The sequence below is a fragment of the Haloterrigena gelatinilytica genome (assembly GCF_013342145.1).
GTDB classification, from domain to species: Archaea; Halobacteriota; Halobacteria; order Halobacteriales; family Natrialbaceae; genus Haloterrigena; species Haloterrigena gelatinilytica.
Map to the genome: position 1 here is coordinate 2977989 of NZ_JABUQZ010000001.1, position 16481 is coordinate 2994469.

Annotated in this window: 17 protein-coding genes and 1 tRNA gene; 12 read left to right on the forward strand and 6 right to left on the reverse strand. The window is 66.9% G+C overall.

The window, feature by feature from the left end:
- Positions 1-60: 60 nt before the first annotated feature.
- The gene (locus HTZ84_RS14820) at positions 61-864 is read left to right on the forward strand and encodes a TrmB family transcriptional regulator (RefSeq protein ID WP_174681392.1); all 804 of its coding nucleotides are present in this window, start codon (positions 61-63) and stop codon (positions 862-864) included.
- 102 nt (positions 865-966) lie between these two features.
- Here HTZ84_RS14820 and mptA read toward each other — a convergent pair whose 3' ends face one another.
- On the reverse strand, positions 967-1899 hold the full coding sequence (mptA, locus tag HTZ84_RS14825) for a GTP cyclohydrolase MptA (RefSeq protein WP_174681393.1): 933 nt from the start codon (positions 1897-1899) through the stop codon (positions 967-969).
- A 477-nt stretch (positions 1900-2376) separates the two neighbouring features.
- Between mptA and HTZ84_RS14830 the strand changes: the two genes are divergently transcribed.
- The 3 genes from HTZ84_RS14830 (at position 2377) to HTZ84_RS14840 (ending at position 5778) form a co-directional block, all read left to right on the forward strand.
- Positions 2377-3336 (forward strand): nucleotidyltransferase domain-containing protein, encoded by a 960-nt coding sequence (locus tag HTZ84_RS14830; RefSeq protein ID WP_174681394.1) that lies wholly within the window; start codon positions 2377-2379, stop codon positions 3334-3336.
- Positions 3337-4251: 915 nt separating this feature from the next.
- Positions 4252-5031 carry a DNA-directed RNA polymerase subunit epsilon gene (locus HTZ84_RS14835; protein WP_174681395.1) on the forward strand — a complete coding sequence of 260 codons (780 nt, stop codon included), beginning with the start codon at positions 4252-4254 and terminating at the stop codon, positions 5029-5031.
- Between the two features lie 96 nt (positions 5032-5127).
- Positions 5128-5778, forward strand: a complete 651-nt coding sequence (locus tag HTZ84_RS14840) for a DsbA family oxidoreductase (protein WP_174681396.1) — start codon at positions 5128-5130, stop codon at positions 5776-5778.
- Positions 5779-5802: 24 nt separating this feature from the next.
- Here HTZ84_RS14840 and HTZ84_RS14845 read toward each other — a convergent pair whose 3' ends face one another.
- Positions 5803-6654, reverse strand: a complete 852-nt coding sequence (locus tag HTZ84_RS14845) for an NAD(+)/NADH kinase (RefSeq protein WP_174681397.1) — start codon at positions 6652-6654, stop codon at positions 5803-5805.
- A 250-nt stretch (positions 6655-6904) separates the two neighbouring features.
- Between HTZ84_RS14845 and HTZ84_RS14850 the strand changes: the two genes are divergently transcribed.
- The 6 genes from HTZ84_RS14850 (at position 6905) to HTZ84_RS14875 (ending at position 11817) form a co-directional block, all read left to right on the forward strand.
- Positions 6905-7987: a KaiC domain-containing protein gene (locus tag HTZ84_RS14850; protein ID WP_174681398.1), complete on the forward strand. Its 1083-nt coding sequence runs from the start codon at positions 6905-6907 to the stop codon at positions 7985-7987.
- Between the two features lie 111 nt (positions 7988-8098).
- Positions 8099-8338 (forward strand): amphi-Trp domain-containing protein, encoded by a 240-nt coding sequence (locus HTZ84_RS14855; RefSeq protein WP_174681399.1) that lies wholly within the window; start codon positions 8099-8101, stop codon positions 8336-8338.
- A 6-nt stretch (positions 8339-8344) separates the two neighbouring features.
- On the forward strand, positions 8345-8707 hold the full coding sequence (locus HTZ84_RS14860) for a hypothetical protein (RefSeq protein ID WP_174681400.1): 363 nt from the start codon (positions 8345-8347) through the stop codon (positions 8705-8707).
- A gap of 105 nt (positions 8708-8812) precedes the next feature.
- Positions 8813-9247, forward strand: a complete 435-nt coding sequence (locus tag HTZ84_RS14865; protein WP_174681401.1) for a universal stress protein — start codon at positions 8813-8815, stop codon at positions 9245-9247.
- 54 nt (positions 9248-9301) lie between these two features.
- Positions 9302-10759 carry a hypothetical protein gene (locus tag HTZ84_RS14870; protein WP_174681402.1) on the forward strand — a complete coding sequence of 486 codons (1458 nt, stop codon included), beginning with the start codon at positions 9302-9304 and terminating at the stop codon, positions 10757-10759.
- Positions 10760-10857: 98 nt separating this feature from the next.
- Positions 10858-11817, forward strand: coding sequence for a transcription initiation factor IIB (locus HTZ84_RS14875; RefSeq protein ID WP_008892741.1), 960 nt, complete (start codon positions 10858-10860; stop codon positions 11815-11817).
- Between the two features lie 268 nt (positions 11818-12085).
- Here HTZ84_RS14875 and HTZ84_RS14880 read toward each other — a convergent pair.
- Both HTZ84_RS14880 and HTZ84_RS14885 read right to left on the reverse strand, forming a co-directional pair.
- Positions 12086-12156: transfer RNA gene (locus HTZ84_RS14880), tRNA-Gly, on the reverse strand.
- A gap of 144 nt (positions 12157-12300) precedes the next feature.
- Positions 12301-13053: a GNAT family N-acetyltransferase gene (locus HTZ84_RS14885; protein WP_174681403.1), complete on the reverse strand. Its 753-nt coding sequence runs from the start codon at positions 13051-13053 to the stop codon at positions 12301-12303.
- A 440-nt stretch (positions 13054-13493) separates the two neighbouring features.
- Here HTZ84_RS14885 and HTZ84_RS14890 point away from each other — a divergent pair, with 440 nt between their 5' ends.
- Positions 13494-14288: an NAD+ synthase gene (locus tag HTZ84_RS14890; protein WP_174681404.1), complete on the forward strand. Its 795-nt coding sequence runs from the start codon at positions 13494-13496 to the stop codon at positions 14286-14288.
- A gap of 6 nt (positions 14289-14294) precedes the next feature.
- Here the strand turns inward: HTZ84_RS14890 and HTZ84_RS14895 are convergent, their stop codons facing one another.
- Together HTZ84_RS14895 and HTZ84_RS14900 are read right to left on the reverse strand one after the other, a co-directional pair.
- Positions 14295-14834 carry a GNAT family N-acetyltransferase gene (locus tag HTZ84_RS14895; protein ID WP_174681405.1) on the reverse strand — a complete coding sequence of 180 codons (540 nt, stop codon included), beginning with the start codon at positions 14832-14834 and terminating at the stop codon, positions 14295-14297.
- Between the two features lie 80 nt (positions 14835-14914).
- Complete coding sequence (locus HTZ84_RS14900) at positions 14915-15625, reverse strand: enoyl-CoA hydratase/isomerase family protein (RefSeq protein ID WP_174681406.1); 711 nt, start codon at positions 15623-15625, stop codon at positions 14915-14917.
- A 61-nt stretch (positions 15626-15686) separates the two neighbouring features.
- Between HTZ84_RS14900 and HTZ84_RS14905 the strand changes: the two genes are divergently transcribed.
- Positions 15687-16481 carry a DUF7114 family protein gene (locus tag HTZ84_RS14905; protein ID WP_174681407.1) on the forward strand — a complete coding sequence of 265 codons (795 nt, stop codon included), beginning with the start codon at positions 15687-15689 and terminating at the stop codon, positions 16479-16481.

Sequence of the window (16481 nt, forward strand, 5' to 3'; positions counted from 1 at the left end):
AGTCATCCGTCTGTCAAACGACCACAGCGTTTATATTTCCCCGGTTAGTTTTTTCAGAATATGTCCAGTCTCAGGGATCTCGGGCTCTCGGAGTACGAGGCTCGAGCCTACCGGTCGTTGCTCAACACCGGCCCCACAACGGCCAAGGAGTTGTCCCGCGCCAGCGACGTGCCGATGGGACGGATCTACGACGTCCTCAACAGCATCGAGCAGTACAACCTCGTCCGGAGCCAGACCGCGAGTCGGCCGAAGAAGTACGTCGCCGTCGAACCCTCGACGGCGTTAGACCGGCTTCTCGAGGACAAGAAACGCGAACTCGAGGAGAAAGCCGACCAGTACGAGTCGATCGTCGACGACCTGGCCAACGAACTCGACGCGGCCGAACCGGTCGAAGACCAGTTCTGGACCGCCGCCGTCGGCCCCGAGGAGACCGTCGACCTCATGCTCGAACGGCTCGCGGCCGCCGACGATCACATCGTGATGGTGTCGGCCGATCCGGCCCCCCAGTGGGACCTCCAGACCGTCAGCGAGGCGGTCAACGCCCAGCTCGAGGACGCCCTCGACCGAGGCGTCTCGATCGACCTCCTGATGACCCGCGAGATGGTCGGCTCGCTCTCGGAGGACGTGGGTCGACGGTACCGAACGACCCTCCAGCAGCGCGACGACTTCGACGTCCGGACGAACGACGACATCTCGGGCTCGTTCAACATCATCGACGGCGTCGAGATCTGCATTCAGGTGCCGAACCCGCTGTCGTCTGGCGACGCCTTCGGCATGATCGATCTGAAGGACCCGGAGTTCGCCGCGAACGTCCACGAGGAGTTCGTCCCCCGGTGGGAGGAGGCGGAACCGCTGCAGTTCTGAGCGGTCGATCGCTCCGCGTCGGTCGCGCCGATTCAGACGCTCCGTTCGAAACCACGCGAAAGTTCGGCCGGGCCTCGAGTCCCGAGGAGAAGCGCGCAGTGCTCAGTCGTCGCCGGCGACTTCCTCGCGCAGCGTCCCCATCTCGACTTTTCGCTCCGCGTGGGCGTTGTGCTGGTGGATCGACTCGTCGTTGGACTGTTTCATCGTGATCACCGCGTCGTCGGGGAGGTGATCGAACTCGTCGACGACGCCCTCGGCGAGCGCGCGCACGCAGTCCTCGACGAACTTCGCGTCGGCGTGGGCCGCGTAGGTCATGTGATCCTCGTCGGGCCGCTTCGCGAGGTTGTAGATCCGCGCGCTCATCGCGTCGCGCGCGATGTCGATGACGTCGTTGAGATCGACGTCGGGATCGCCGTTCGATTCGACCGTCAGCGTCGCGTGGCCCCGCTGGGAGTGGCCCGGCTGTGGCACTTCCTCGAGGAACTCGGTGATCGTATCCTCCTCGACGCCCAGATCCTCGAGCGTCTGTTTCGCGCGTGCGGCGGACATCCCCTGCGAGCAGGGACAGACCGTCATCCCCGTGACCTCGGCACCGATCTCCTCGCGGGTGCCCTCCTCGGTCGCGGTCGCGGAGGCGATGATGTCGACGGTGTGCTGAGTCTCGCGGTCGCTGGCTGGCGTCTGCTCGCGACGCATGAACTCCGCTTCCATCGAGACCTTGGCCGTGGACGTGTAGTCGTGTTTCTCGAGAAGCCGTTCGGCGGCGTCGCCGCAGACGTCCTCGACGCGGTAGGCCTCCTCGCGGGTGGCCTCCTCGAGAATCTCGTCGATGACCTCCATGTTGCGGCTCATGTCCGCGCCCTTGCGCCAGGCGGGCAGGTCGACGAAGACCTCGAACTCGGCGGTGAGGACGATCGGTCGTTTCCCCTCGCGGGCGATCTTGACGAGTTTGTCGACGCCGGTGACGCCGACCTGACTCAGACCGACGGTGACGTCGGGTGACGTTGCCTGCACGTCCGGAAGCTGATGACTCATTGTCCGTATTCAGGGCAGGCGGCGATTCAACCTTTCGGAACGGGAAGTCGTCGGTGTACAGTTGGCCACTCCGGGCTGCAACCGGGTCTCGAATCGCCGGCAGTCTCGAGGGTCGTTTAAGTGCTTCTGGTCACAAGGTGAAGATACGACGGGAGATCGGTCTTCTCGAGTCCTCAACAATGTCGTAGCGACGGGTACGTGGTCGGATCTGTCGTATTCGCCTCCACAGCACAGTCTTCGAGGCGATCAGTCGACGCTCTTCCCGCCCCGTCGCTACGCGATTCTCTTTAAGTGCTTCTAGTCATAAGGTGAAGATACGACGGGAGGCCGGTCTTCTCGAGTCGTCTACTTCGATAGCGATAGCACTCGCTCGAGCGGCGGTGATCGCCGCTCGTTCTTTAAGTGTCTCTGGTCACAAGGTGAAGCTACGAAGAGCTTTTCGCGGACCGCTACCACTCGAGGGACGGAGCCACAGCCATGTCTACCGTCCCCGAGCCCGTTTTCGAGACCGTCGACGACCTGCTGACCGACCTCGAGCGCGACCGCGGGGTTCGCGTCGCGCTGGCGGTCGCCCGCGGCAGTCACGCCTGGGGCGCGGCGAGCCCCGAGAGCGACTACGACGTCGGCTTCGTCTTCGTTCCGGACGATCTGCGCCAGTACGCCCACCTCTCGGGCCCGCCGGAGACGATCCACGAGGCCGCCGACACGGACGAGGGCGACGTCGAACTGCAGGGCTGGGACGTCCGAACGTTCGCGCGCCTGCTCGCGGACTCCAACGACGGCGCGATCGATCTGCTCCGGAGTCCGATCCGCTACCGCGTCGCGTACGAACCCGCGGAACTCGCCGCCTACGTCGAGCGGACGTACAATCCGATGGATCTCTACCACGCGTGGCGGGGGATCGCGACGAGCAACTACCGCAAGTACATCTCGCACCATCTGGTCCGCAACGACGACGCGATCTTCCCGATTCTCGAGGCGCGCGAGGACGAATACGTCGTCGCGACGCGGGACGGTGCGGACGACGCGGACGGCGACGACGGAACGCGGACGATTCCGGTCGACGACGAGCGGTTCGCCGAGACGCAGACGAAACCCACGGTGAAGCGAAATCTGACGATCTACCGCGCGGCGATGTCGGCTCGCTACCTGACGGCGACCGGAGAAGGGGACGGCCACGAGCTACCCGTAATCGAGTTCGACCGCTTCCTGGACGAGCAGGCGCCGTCCGTCTTCGACGCCGATCGGATCGAACGCGCCCGCGCGTTGCTCGAGCGAAAGCGGGCCGGCGACGGTTCGGAGACGATCGGCGACGCCGTCGGCCGCGAGTTCGCCCGTCCGCCCCGCGAGATCGATCCCGGGCGTCACGCGCGCAGCGGTCCCGATCCGGAGCGGTTGGACGGGTTCGTCGACGAACTGATCGCGGCAGTGCAGTAGGACGGGGCGGTGATCGGCACGCTCGTTCTTTAAGTGCTTCTGGTCACAAGGTGAAGATACGACGGGAGACCGGTCTTCTCGAGTGGTGCTCTACCGGCCAGCTACTGCTGTCGAGCGCAGCGACGCCGTCGTTTCCATCCGCGACAGCCGTTCCGCAGGTATTGGGCCGTCCCCAGGCTCCCGACGGCACCTTCGTTCCGAATCGAATACCGTTGCATCGGGTAGACCGCGGCTGTTGCTACTCCCGCGGTCACAACAGGGTTTACTACGGTAAGCGTCTGAACTCGCCAATGACCTGTGACGTGTGTGGCCGGGAGATAGAGGGGGTTAGATTGTACAAAGCGAGCAGGGGAAGCAAGGGAAACCTCGGCGTCTTTCACCCGGAGTGTCGTCCGTAGGATCCGTCTGCCCGTCGATTCGCTCGTTGCTGCTGTCGTATTACGAGTCCCCCGTTCGTCTCGAACGACCGGGAAGGCGAACTCCGATCTGATTTAAGTACTTCTGGTCACGAGGTGAAGACACGACGGAGAGGCGGTCCTTCTCGAGTTGTCCTCGACCGAGGAGTCACCACTATCTCCGACTGAACTCGCCCCGGTTAGTCGCTTTCAGTTCCTCTAGTCACAAGTAGAGATACGACGGGAGACCGGGTCTTCTCGAGTCCCAATTCGCGAGTGGCGAGGCCACTCTTCGAGCGGTGACTGGGATCGACGCTCCAGCGTCTCTTTAAGTACCTCTGGTTACAAGGTGAAGCTACGAGGAGCTTTTCGCGGCGTCGAAATCCGTCCCCAGCCTCGAGAGCGGTCGCGCCGTCGGGTGATCGACCGTCGAGTTCGTATCACCGAGGGTTTCAGTTCCATCGAGCGACGGTTTCACTAGGAGGTGCCTTTTTCCGTCTGCCGGTCCGAGCAAGCGGTAATGAGAGACGACGGTGCTGAACCCGGTCCAGGCCCCGACGAAACCGCGGCCGTCGGCGACAGCCCGCAACTCGAGTACGAGGACGAACGCCGACTCGAAAACCGGCCCGGTTCCGGGTCGCTCTCGCGGGCGGACGTCCAGCGCGATTCGACGGTCCGCCAGTGGGGGGTCGTCACGCCGAGCGCGACCGTGATCGGCCGCGCGGAGTCGCCGGAGGGGGACCTCTCGGAGAGCGTCCGCCGACTGCACGACGAACAGCACGCGGCAACGCCGGGCTACAGCGAGCGCGCCCACCGGTTAGACCGCCTGCGGACGACCCAGGCGCTGTGTAACGCCCTCGAGGTGACGCCGTGGCAACGGGACCTCGCGCTGGGGGTCATGGACGAGATCGATCTCACCGAGTTCGGCAGCCAGCGCGCGATCGAGAAGGTCGCGCTGGTGGTCATCCGCCACGTGGTCGACGTCGACCGCCAGCAGTACTTCGGGCTCGACGACATCGACGCGCAGGCGCTGTCGGCCGACCGGATGGACGACCTGTTCGCCCAGTACCGCGCCCACGACATCACCGAAGAGGAGACGTTCAAGCGTCTCGCGGCCGACTACGGGCTGGACACGACCAGCCTGAACCGGCTCCGACGGGTCCTCAAAGAGCAACTCGAGGACGAGCTGCCGGCGTACGGCCGGAACCCCTACCGCGACCCCAACCTCCCGGACGTCACCGAGGCCAACGCCGGGAGCGAGGAAGGCGTCGCCGCCGGCGACGGCGCGAACGGCGCCTGAACTCGCCGGCGACGGGCGGGAGTCGACGACCGGGGCCCTCGGCGGGCGATCTTCCGGTTGCCGGCGACTTTTCCGTGGTCGCTCCCTAGCGCGGATATGTCTGAGACTGCCGATTCACCCGATCGACTCGAGCTCTACGCCGATTACGTCTGTCCCTTCTGTTACCTGGGGACGCGATCGCTCGAACAGTACCGCGAAGAGCGCGAAGCGCCCCTCGAGATCGACTGGCAGCCGTTCGACCTCCGCAGCGGCAAGCGGAACCCGGACGGCTCGATCGATCACGAGGCCGACGACGGCAAGGACGACCAGTACTACGAGCAGGCCAAACAGAACGTCCGCCGGCTGCAGGAGGAGTACGGCGTCGAGATGAACCAGATCATGGCCACCGAGGTCGACTCGCTGCCGGCCCAGCAGGCGTCGTGGTACGTCAAGCAGGAGTACCCCGAGCAGTGGGCGGCCTTCGACGAGGCGATCTACGGGGCGCTCTGGCAGGACGGCCGCGATATCGGCGACACCGACGTCCTGGCGGACCTCGCCGAGACCGTCGGGCTCCCGGTCGACGAGATCCGCTCGGCGATCGACGACGACGGGCTTCGAACGGAGCTCGAGGACCGGTTCCAGGCGGCCCAGCGGCGGGGGATCACTGGCGTCCCGACGTTCGTCTACGAGGACCACGCCGCCCGCGGCGCCGTCCCGCCGGCACAACTCGAGCGACTCGTCGAGGGTGCGGAGCAGGCCCACCGATAGCGGTCGCGGAACGCCGTCCCGACGTCAGTCGAGTTTTTCGAGGCTGGAGACGAAGTCCCCGCGAGGCCCGACGAGTCTGATCGGCTCGTCCGCGACCGAGACGGTGATCGTCGCGGGGGGATCGAGTCGCCGTCGGTTCCGTCCGTCGCTGATCGCGTAGCCGGTGTCGGAGTCGGAGATCGTAATCGAGAGATCCGTGTCCGGATCGACGACCAGCGGCGGCATCGAATCGGCGGCGGCCATCTGCGTGACGACCAGCGCGTCGGCCGTCGGGTGAACCAGCGGTCCGCCCTCGCTCAAGTTGTACGCGGTCGAGCCCGCGGGCGTCGCCACGAGGACGCCGTCGGCGTGGCTGGCGGCGTACTGCCCGCCGTCGACGCGGACCTCGACGGTCGCCCCGCCGCCCGGACCCCGGCGCGGGCCGTGGACGACGATCTCGTTGAGTGCCGGCTCGAGGGTCCAGTCGGCGCCGTCGCTCGTCGCCTCGAGGCGGGCGAGTTCGCGCCCCTCGAACGCGCCGGTCTCGCGGTAGTCCGCGACGAGATCGGTGACGACGTCGACGGCGTCTTCGGGTGCGACGGCGTTGAGAAAGCCGACCTCGCCGAGGTTGACCCCGAGGATCGGCGTGGGGCCGACCTCGCGGGCGACGAACAGCAGCGTGCCGTCGCCGCCGATGCTCACGACGAGATCCCGGTCGTCCATCTCGTCGACCGGACACGCGGGCGCGTCGACCGCCTCGCCGGTCGCTTCGTCGACGACGACCGCGGTCTCCCCCCCATCGCGTCCGCTTCGCTCGAGCGTCTCCGCGAGCGACGCGGCGAGTCCCTGTGCGCGCTCGTTGCCTCGCTGGCCGACGATGCCGACGGCGACGTCCATCGTCGGCGGCTACCCGCTGCGTCGTCAAAAAGCCACCCGTCACGCCGTCGGGGCGGCAACAACATTCATCGTGGTGGGGGACACTCGAGTACGTGAACGGCCCGCGACGGCCGCCGTCCCAGATCCCGCATGACAGAGGCGCCCCCGCCGAGGTATTTCGATCGATCGCCGCAACCGCCGCGATCGGGCGGCTTCGACCGCGGTAGCGCTTCCGGCGACGGCCGTCACGGGGCAGCGGGCGTCAGCGACGGTGATCCCCGTGCGTGACGAGTCCGACGACTGGTTCGAGCGCGCGCTCGAGGACGCCGAGGAGTCCGCGACCGACGACGATGACGCTGCGGACGAGCCGTCCGGCGACGGGACCGCCGAGCAGTTCGACGCGCTCGGCGGCGCCGAGACGACGGTCGACGGCGACGAGTCTGCTGAAGCCGCAAGTCAACGAGAGACGGCCGACGAGGGTAACGACGGAAGCGAAGGCGAGGGCGAACTGTTCGACGAGGACTTCGGCGCGGCGCTCGCGGACGTCGACGCTCCGAACGCCGGCGCGGACGAAACCGGCCCCGAGGGCTTCTCGGAGCTCGACTTCGGCCTCGCGGCGGGCAACGAGACGGACTTCGACGAGGCGGTCGACTCCGACCTCCCCCGACTCGAGCTCGGCATCGAGGGGCTCGATCGAATGATCCAGGGCGGTGTTCCCGAACGCTCCTTGCTCGTCGCGATGGGAAGCGCCGGGACCGGGAAGACGACCTTCGGCCTGCAGTTTCTCGAGCACGGGCTGGCGCGGGGCGAGAACGCGGTGTACATCACCTTAGAGGAGAGCCGCCGCCGGGTGATCGACAGCGCGACCGAGAAGGGCTACCCCTTCGACGAGTACCTCGCCGAGGACCGACTCGCCGTCGTCGACGTCGATCCCGTCGAGATGGCCAACAGCCTGCAATCGATCACGAACGAGCTTCCGACGCTCATCGAGGAGTTCGACGCCGCGCGGCTCGTCCTCGACTCGGTGTCGCTGCTCGAGATGATGTACGAGGACCGTGCGACCCGTCGCAACGAGATCTACGACTTCACCCGGAGCCTGAAGGAGGCCGGGGTCACCGCCCTGCTGACGAGCGAGGCGTCCGAAGAGTCGCCGTACGCCTCCCGATACGGCATCGTGGAGTACCTCACGGACGCGGTCTTCGTCCTGCAGTACGTCCGGCCGGACGACTTCCGGGAGACGCGCCTGGCCGTCGAGATCCAGAAGATCCGGGACGCGAACCACTCCCGGGAAAAGAAGCCCTACGAGATCACGGACGAGGGGATTTCGGTCTACCAGCAGGCGAACCTGTTTTAGCTCGTCTCGGTTCGGATTCGATGGCGGTTCGACCGCGTCTGCGGCGGTAAACCTCCGTTAGGAACCCGTTCGCTGCCCATACTTTTGCGGATATCGGCGCCACTAGCGCGTATGGTTCAACGGACGACGGCCGACGAGAAACTTCCGCGATCGGAACTCGCAGCGTTCCTGGCGACGCTGTCCGAGGAGTTCGACGGGGAGAGCGAGCAGATCAACGTCGACGTCGGCAACAAGACGGTTTCGCTGAACCCGTCCGAGGAGGTCGACTTCTCGATCGACGTCGTCGAGCGCTCCTCGATGCTCCGCGGCAGTCGCGAAACGATCGAGATCGAACTGAGCTGGAAGTCCTAACTCACTATGGCTGTAATCGATTCCGCCGTCATCTTCGTGCTCAGTCTGCTCGTCGGGACGGTCGCGATCCTGGCCGGTGCCCGGGTCATCCTCGACCGGGACGCGAGCGTCTTTAACGCCGCGCTGACCGCGCTTATCGGCGCGGCCGTCTGGGCGCTGACGAGTTACTTCGTCGGCTGGATCCCGCTGCTCGGCGTGCTGGTGATGCTCGTCGCCTGGATCGGCGTGATCAACTGGCGCTACCCCGGCGGCTGGGGGACCGCGGCCGCGATCGGCATCGTCGCCTGGGTCGTCGCCGTCGCGATCGTGTACGCGGCCTCGATACTCGGGATCGTCACCCCCGAGGCGCTGGGCATCCCGGGCGCCTAGCCCCGACCGAAATCGATCGCTACCGGAAACAGATGCGATATTCCCAGCCGGAGAGAACGACGGCAATCGCTTTTTCACCGCGGACGAGTGTCTCGCATACGCCCGATGTACGAGACACTCCTCGTTCCAACCGACGGCAGCGACCAGGCGGCGGTCGCCGCGAGCCACGCGATCGACATCGCAGCGACGCGGTCGGCGACGGTCCACGTCCTCTCGGTCGTCGACGACCGCGCGTTCCTCGTCCTCGACGAGGACCGCGTCGAGACGGTTCGCGAAGACCTGCGAGCGAACGCCCGCGACGCGATCGACGACGTCGCGACGAGCGCGGCGGCCCGCGACCTCGCGGTCGAGACGGCCACCGACACGGGCCACCCCGCCGAATGCATCGTCGACTACGCGGCCGACCGCGACGTCGACATGATCGTGATGGGGACCAGCGGCGACGAGTACGAGACCAACGTCGTCGGAAGCGTCTCCCAGCGGGTCGTTCGCGAGGCCCCCGCGCCCGTCCTGACCGTCGGACCGGACGTCGAGGGCTGACCGGGGTCTGCAACCACATAGATTGATGTGTAACCCGTCGCTAGTAGGGAGAACATGCGTCGATCGCTCGTGATTGCGCTCGCGTTATTCGTTCTCGCCCTGCTCTTCGTCGGCGGCCCCTCGTTGCTGTTCTCTCCCTCGACCGAGTCCGTCTCCCCGAACGAGACGGAGGTGTCGCCCAAGATGACCGAACTCGAGGACTCCGAAAGCCGGTTCTGGCGATACTTGAGCCCCGAGGAGCGGTTCAAGCAGCGGAGTCCGATCAACGTGATCGTTCGCGGCGACGTCGACGACGTCGAGCGGGTGTTGACCGAAGCTAGCGACGGCGACTGGGCGGAAATCAACGAGAGCGAGGTCGAAGCGGGACCGGAGACCTACACGCTCACCGGCGGCGGCAACCGCTCCGACGATCCCGAGGACAACGAGACGGCGGGCAACGAGCCGACCGTCGACGAGCCGCCCGCGAACGACACCCCCAACGACTCCGAGGCGGCCAACGACTCGTCGGGTCCCGTCCCCAACCTCGAGTGGGGCGAAGCCGACGGCGGCACTCGCTACGCCTACCTCGATCCCGGCCCCGACGAGCCCGGCTACTGGACGACCGAGACGCGGCAACTCGAGGACGGCGACTACTACGGCCAGCGCTACCACATCAGGCTCTACGAGAGCCCCAACGAGGACGACCAGTGGGTGATCATGCAGACCCACTCGGAACACTTCGATTGGTTCACGCTCCGCCACCGCGTCCACGGCTCCCAGGACGCCCAGACGAAAGTCGAGAACGACTTCATGAAGCATCCGCGCGTCGACGTCGAGGAGGACGTCCGCAGAGTGTACCTGAACAACAGGAACTCCAGCGACGCCGACGGCTGGGCGACCGTCGTCGATCTCACCGGGATGATCCTCCTGCCCGGGGCCGTCGGACTCGTCGCGCGCAGACGCGATCGGCTGCTGCGGGCCGACACCGGCAGCCAGACCGACCCCGAACGCATCGCCGACCGAGCGCCGTCGGCCATCGACGACCACTTGACGGACGTCGACCGCCGGCGGATCGCGGCCGCCTACGACCGGATCGAGGTCGGCCACCTGCTCCTCGTCGGCACCATCGTCGGACTCTACTTCGCCGTGCGCTTCGGCGGCCTCGGCCTCGAGCGTCACACCGACTTCCTCACCCCACACCAGATCGCCGGCCTGCTGTACCCGGTGCTCGCCGTCGGAATTCCGACCGCGACCTACCTGGTCGCCGGGACGCTCACTCGCCGGCTCGACGCCGCGCTCGTCGCCGCGGGCTCGCTGGCCGCCGCGATCTGGCTCGATTACGGCTACCTCGGCGTCGATTCGCTGCCCGTCGACGTCGTCCTCCAGCGCATGCTCGTCGTCGTCGCGCTGGGACTGATCGCCGGCGGCGCGGCCAAACGTGCGACCCGCGAGTCGCGGTTCAACGACATGCTGGTCGCGGGCGTCGCGCTCTGGGTGCTCGTCCTCTCCGGAACGCTGTTAGGCTACTTCTGAGGGCGGCTCGCGGCTTTCTTTCTTCCGGAGCGTTCTGAAAAACGACCGATCTGTGGAGGGCGACACCTAAAAGCCTCGGCCGTCATTGTCTATACGAAATGGCTCGCCCATCCCGCCAGCGCGAACGCGAATCAGCATCGACCGAAACCACAGACCAACGCGAGCGCGAGCGGGCGTGTGACGAGTGTTCCGACGGAACGCTCGTCACCAGCGAAGATCAGGGCGAACTCGTCTGTGACCAGTGCGGGCTCGTCGTCGAGGGCTCGAACATCGACCACGGCCCGGAATGGCGCGCGTTCAACCACTCCGAGCGACAGAGCAAGTCCCGCGTCGGCGCGCCGACGACCCAGACGATGCACGACAAGGGGCTGACGACCTCCATCGACTGGAAGAACCAGGACGCCTACGGCCGCTCGATCTCCGCGGACAAGCGCAGTCAGATGCGCCGCCTGCGCAAGTGGCAGGAACGCATCCGCACCAAGGACGCCGGCGAACGCAACCTGCAGTTCGCCCTCAGCGAGATCGATCGGATGGCCTCCTCGCTGGGCATTCCGCGGTCGGTCCGCGAGGTCGCCTGCGTCATCTACCGGCGCGCGTTAGACGAGGACCTCATCCGCGGGCGCTCCATCGAGGGCGTCGCCACCAGCACCCTCTACGCCGCCTGCCGCATGGAGGGCATCCCCCGCAGCTTAGAGGAGGTCGCCGCCGTCTCCCGCGTCGAACGCAAGGAGATCGGCCGCACCTACCGCTACGTCGCCCAGGAGCTCAGCCTCGAGATGGAGCCCGTCGACCCGAAACAGTACACGCCGCGCTTTTGCTCGGAGCTCGACCTCTCGGAGGAGGTCCAGGCCAAGGCCACCGAGATCATCGACACGACGACCGAGAAGGGGCTGCTGTCGGGCAAGTCGCCCACGGGCTACGCCGCCGCCGCGATCTACGCCGCCTCGCTGCTCTGTAACGAGAAGAAGACCCAGCGCGAGATCGCCGAGGTCGCGCAGGTGACCGAGGTGACCATTCGAAACCGGTATCAGGAGCAGATCGAAGCGATGGGCATCTAGCCGCTGGCGCGAACGCGAACGGGATTCCCACAGCCGTCGCGGCCGAGTAGACGACTGGATTTCGACTGGCGTTTCTAATTCCCGACGGATAGCGAGTACTAACGCGTCGTATCGCGGCGATTCGCGTCACTACTCGGCTGCGAGTGAGCGGGAGAAGTATGCGCCGGCCGGGAATTGAACCCGATGGCAAGACCTCACTTCGTTCGGTCTTGCGTGATTCAATTCTCCTTATGGCGCATTCACTCCTCACGTTCGTTCGTCGCAGAAATGCGCCGGCCGGGAATTGAACCCGGGCCGCGAGCTTGGGAAGCTCGAGTCCTACCACTGGACCACCGGCGCTCACTTCGTTCGCGCCGTCATTCGACGGACGTCGTCCGTCTCATCACCGGCGCTCGTATCGAGGTGAGGCGCCGGCTCGTATTAAAAGAAACGGACGACGGCTCCGACGGCTGACGGCTCATCGGCCGCCGGGCAACGGTGCGATCACGACGCGAGCGGGGACTGGCCGGTCATGACCGCCATCATCTGTTCGGCGACGTACTCGTCGTCGATCTTGTAGTGGGCCTTGCGGATCGCCTCGGTCTCCCAGCGGTGGTCCTCGAGGAATCGGATGGCGTCCTGGTTCGTCGCCGGCAGACTCTGGTACACCTTATCGTACTCGTTCTCGGCGGCCCACTGGAGCCCCCGCTCGAGGAGATTGCTGCCGATCCCGTGACCGCGGTACTCCTCGAGCACGCCCATGGTCAGCTCCGCGGTATGCGAGAGCTTCGCGTAGTTGGGCGCCTGCAGGTGGACCCAGCCGACGACGTCGTCGTCGACCGTCGCGACGAAGAAGATCCGAGACGTGATGTCGTTGTGTCGGAAGACGACCTCCTCGTGGTCGAGCAGGTCGACGACGGTCTCGGCGACGAGGTAGTCGTTCTCTTCGGCGACCTGTCGCATCACGCCCACGATCCCCTGCAGATCGCTCTGTTCGGCCGGCCGGATCGTGTACTCCAGCTCGTCGGTCGTGTGCGTCTTCTCTTCGCCGATGTCGATCGCCAGCCGCACGAGCCCCTCCTCGGTCTCGACGTACCCGTCGTCCTCGAGGGTCGAGAGCGTCTCCCCGAGTTCGTCGTCGTCGAACCCGAATTCCGCTTTCAACTGTTGTCGTTCGACGGCCCCGTTTCGCTCGACGAAGTCGTACACCGCCCGCTGGACGTCGGTTTCGAAGTCGCGTTGTTCGATTGCCTGCATGGGAGAGCGTTCTCCGTCGGCGTATTTAGTGATTGGTAGAAGTTAACATAGAACACAGTTTGGCTGGGGAGAATAGCTCCCGGCTGTGGTTCTCTGGGACGGCATTCGCTCGAGTCGCTACTGGGGCGTCCCAGCGGGACCGAACGCGGAAACGGGCGCTGCGCCGGCCGGAGATTGAGCCCGGGCTGCCGGCCAGAGAGGTTCACGTCCTTCCACGAAACCACCCGCGCTCATTTCGTTCGCTCGTTCCCCGTGGCTCGCAACTCCCTCGAATTCGCTCACCACCGGTGCTCACCGACGCCTCGCGGCCGATTTCGCTTCACCGTCCCGCTCCTCCTCGAGACCGTTCCCCGCGACGGGTCATCGATCGGACGCGCGTCCAGTTTTTGCCCCGGAGGCGAGGCTATTAGGACGGGCCAGCCGTACGAACGCCCAGACAGATGCTCGACCTTCGCTTCTCGGAGGCGGAACTGGAACGGCGACGCGATCACATTACCGACTTCGTTCAGTCCCAGGTCGACGCCGCGGGGGCCGACGGCGCCGTCCTCGGACTTTCCGGGGGGATCGACAGCACGCTCACCGCCCACCTCGCCGTCGAGGCGCTGGGCGCCGAGAACGTCCACGGGCTCGTCCTTCCGGCCCGGGTCAGCAGCGAGGGGAACATGAGCGACGCCGAACGCGTCGCCCGGGACCTCGAGATCAGCTACGACGTCATCGAGGTCGAGTCGATCGTCGACGCGCTGCTGAAGGCCTACCCCGAAGCGGAAGGCGACCGCGAGGCCGTCGGGAACGCCCGCGCACGCGTCCGGGCCGTCCTGAACTACCTCGTGGCGAACCACGAGGACCGGCTGGTTCTGGGCACGGGCAACCGCAGCGAGGCCGCGGTCGGCTACTTCACCAAGTACGGCGACGGCGCGGTCGACTGCCACCCGATCGGCAACCTCTACAAGGCACAGGTTCGCCAGCTGGCCCGTCACGTCGGCGTCCCCGAGGAACTCGCGGCGAAGACGGCCACCGCGGAGCTGTGGGCCGACCAGACCGACGAGGACGAGCTGGGCGTCAGCTACGAGACGCTCGACTCGATCCTGGCGACCCACGTCGACGGTCCCCTGTCGGTCGACGCGACGGCCCGCCTGCTCGAGGTCGAGGCGGAGACCGTCGAGACGGTCCGCGGGATGTACGAACGCAGCGAGCACAAACGGCGGGTGCCGCCGGCGCCGGAGCCGCTGGACTGAGCGCGGTCAGTCGGCCCGCGACCGCCAGTTCGGCTCGAGGAGCCCGTACCAGTACGTGTCCTGGTAGTCGCCGTCGACGAACACCTCGTCGCGATGGATCCCTTCCTTCGTGAATCCGACCGACTCGAGCAGCCGCTGCGAGGCCTCGTTGAACTCGAACACGCGGGCCGTGACCTTGTGCAGGCCGAGCTGGTCGAAGCCGTAGGTGACGAACCGCTCGACCGCGTCGGTGGCGTACCCCTGCCGGTGGTAGTCGGGCGCGATCCAGTAGCCGATCTCCGCCCGATCGGCCTCCCGGTCGATCCCGTTGAAGGCGATCGTCCCGACCGGGGTCGAGTCGGTGACGATCAGGAGGTTCACCGTGTCGTCGTCGCAGACGACGTCCTCGAAGAACTGCCGTTCCCGCTCGCGGTTGACGGGTCGCGACCGGCCGATCGGTCGCCAGACGCGCCGGTCGTTGACCGCCGGCCGCAGGAACTCGAGGTCGGCCTCCTCGATCGGTCGGAGATCGACGCTGTCGCCGGAGAGGAACACCGAGTCGGGCATTGATCCACCCTCATCGTGAAACGGCAAAAACATTTCTGAGAGAACAGGTCTTGCGGCACCGCCGCCTCGTCCGCCAGTCGCTACTCGAGGACGGCGTCGATATCGTCCGCGTGAGCCGCGACGAGGTCGCCGAACGCCCGCGCCTCGAGCCGTTCCTGCGTGGCGCGCTCGCCGTCGTCCCGAATCCGGCGTTTCAAGACGGCGAGCGCGTCGGGCGCGTTCTCGGCGATCTCCTCGGCGACCGTCCGCGGCTCGGCTTCGATTCTCGAGATGAGGCCCATGCGCAGGGCGGCGTCGGCGTCGACGGCCCGCCCCGAGAGCGCGAACTCGAGGGCGTCCCCCTCGCCGAGCACGCGAGGCAGGCGGACGGTGCCGCCCCAGGCGCCGAACAGCCCGAACGTGACGCCGGGCTCGCCGTAGGTCGAGTCGGGCGTCCCGACGCGGACGTCGCAGGCCAGCGCGAGTTCGAGGCCGCCGCCGCGGGCGGGGCCGTCGATGCCGGCGACGACGACCGCCGGCGAGTCCTCGATCTTCCGGGCGACCCGCTGGCCCAGCCGGGCGAACTCGACGGCCCGCTCGCGGTCGCCGTCGAGATCGGCGACCGCCTCGAGGTCCGCGCCCGCGGAGAACGCCTCGCCGCGTCCGCGGAGGTAGATCACCGGCTCCTCGGCGTCTTCGATCGCCGTCTCGAGGGCCTCGAGGCCCGCGACGGTCAGCGCGTTGCGCGCGTCGGGGCGGTCGATCGTCACGGTTCGAATCGATCGGTCGACGTTACTGTCCACATCGATCATGTGCGCGAGTCTACCGGACGTTTCCAAAGGTCTTTGGCTCCCCCGTCGTAAGCCGCTATCAATGGATCGAGCCGACAGCTGTCGGCGTGCCGCCTACGAAGCCGTCGCGGACGTGGAGCCGCCGGCGCTGCACGACCGCATCGAGACCACCCTCACTGAAGCATCGATGGTCCCCGGCGTACTGACACTCGAGAGCGCCGCAACTACGGCCGACGGACGCGCCGTCGCCGACTCCGAGCGCAGCGGGGAGACCGACCGCGGTCGCACACAGCGCCGCGGCCGGGACGGAGACCGCGACAGCGACGCGCTCGCGACCCAGGCGGCCGGCGTCCAGCTCATCTACGAGGGGCTGCGGCTGACGCGGTCGCTCGCCCACGACGAACCCTGGGCCGCCGAGGGGAACGGCGACGACGAGAGCGACCTCGCGATCCTCGCCGCCGACATCCTCGTGGCCCGCGGCTTCTACCTGCTCGCTCGCACCGACGCCGCCGGCAAGGCGGTCCGGACCGTCCAGAAATTCGGACGCGACCAGACCCGCCGCGACGCGGTCGCCGATCGCTCGCGTGCGGCGGCCGCCGGTGCCGACGGCGAGCCCACACCGGACGACGACGAGGCGAGAGCGATCGACGCCAACCTCGAGCGCGATATCCTCGAACTCGCGGTCCGAACGGGCGCCGCCGCGGTCGGCGACGCGCCGTCCCAGCGGCTGCTCGCCACCGCCGAGACCCTCGCCGAGACCGTCGGCACCTCTTTCCCGCCGGCAGCGGACTGTCTCGCCGATCTCGAGCCGATGCCCTCCGAACAGTCCCTCGAGGATCCGACGACCGATCGAGCGACGTCGGCGACCGATCCCTGA

Coding starts and splice junctions, on each gene's coding strand:
- HTZ84_RS14820 (WP_174681392.1), top strand. CDS start 61: ATGTCCAGTCTCAGGGATCTCGGGCTCTCGGAGTACGAGGCTCGAGCC.
- mptA (WP_174681393.1), bottom strand. CDS start 1,899: ATGAGTCATCAGCTTCCGGACGTGCAGGCAACGTCACCCGACGTCACC.
- HTZ84_RS14830 (WP_174681394.1), top strand. CDS start 2,377: ATGTCTACCGTCCCCGAGCCCGTTTTCGAGACCGTCGACGACCTGCTG.
- HTZ84_RS14835 (WP_174681395.1), top strand. CDS start 4,252: ATGAGAGACGACGGTGCTGAACCCGGTCCAGGCCCCGACGAAACCGCG.
- HTZ84_RS14840 (WP_174681396.1), top strand. CDS start 5,128: ATGTCTGAGACTGCCGATTCACCCGATCGACTCGAGCTCTACGCCGAT.
- HTZ84_RS14845 (WP_174681397.1), bottom strand. CDS start 6,654: ATGGACGTCGCCGTCGGCATCGTCGGCCAGCGAGGCAACGAGCGCGCA.
- HTZ84_RS14855 (WP_174681399.1), top strand. CDS start 8,099: ATGGTTCAACGGACGACGGCCGACGAGAAACTTCCGCGATCGGAACTC.
- HTZ84_RS14860 (WP_174681400.1), top strand. CDS start 8,345: ATGGCTGTAATCGATTCCGCCGTCATCTTCGTGCTCAGTCTGCTCGTC.
- HTZ84_RS14865 (WP_174681401.1), top strand. CDS start 8,813: ATGTACGAGACACTCCTCGTTCCAACCGACGGCAGCGACCAGGCGGCG.
- HTZ84_RS14870 (WP_174681402.1), top strand. CDS start 9,302: ATGCGTCGATCGCTCGTGATTGCGCTCGCGTTATTCGTTCTCGCCCTG.
- HTZ84_RS14875 (WP_008892741.1), top strand. CDS start 10,858: ATGGCTCGCCCATCCCGCCAGCGCGAACGCGAATCAGCATCGACCGAA.
- HTZ84_RS14885 (WP_174681403.1), bottom strand. CDS start 13,053: ATGCAGGCAATCGAACAACGCGACTTCGAAACCGACGTCCAGCGGGCG.
- HTZ84_RS14890 (WP_174681404.1), top strand. CDS start 13,494: ATGCTCGACCTTCGCTTCTCGGAGGCGGAACTGGAACGGCGACGCGAT.
- HTZ84_RS14895 (WP_174681405.1), bottom strand. CDS start 14,834: ATGCCCGACTCGGTGTTCCTCTCCGGCGACAGCGTCGATCTCCGACCG.
- HTZ84_RS14900 (WP_174681406.1), bottom strand. CDS start 15,625: ATGATCGATGTGGACAGTAACGTCGACCGATCGATTCGAACCGTGACG.
- HTZ84_RS14905 (WP_174681407.1), top strand. CDS start 15,687: ATGGATCGAGCCGACAGCTGTCGGCGTGCCGCCTACGAAGCCGTCGCG.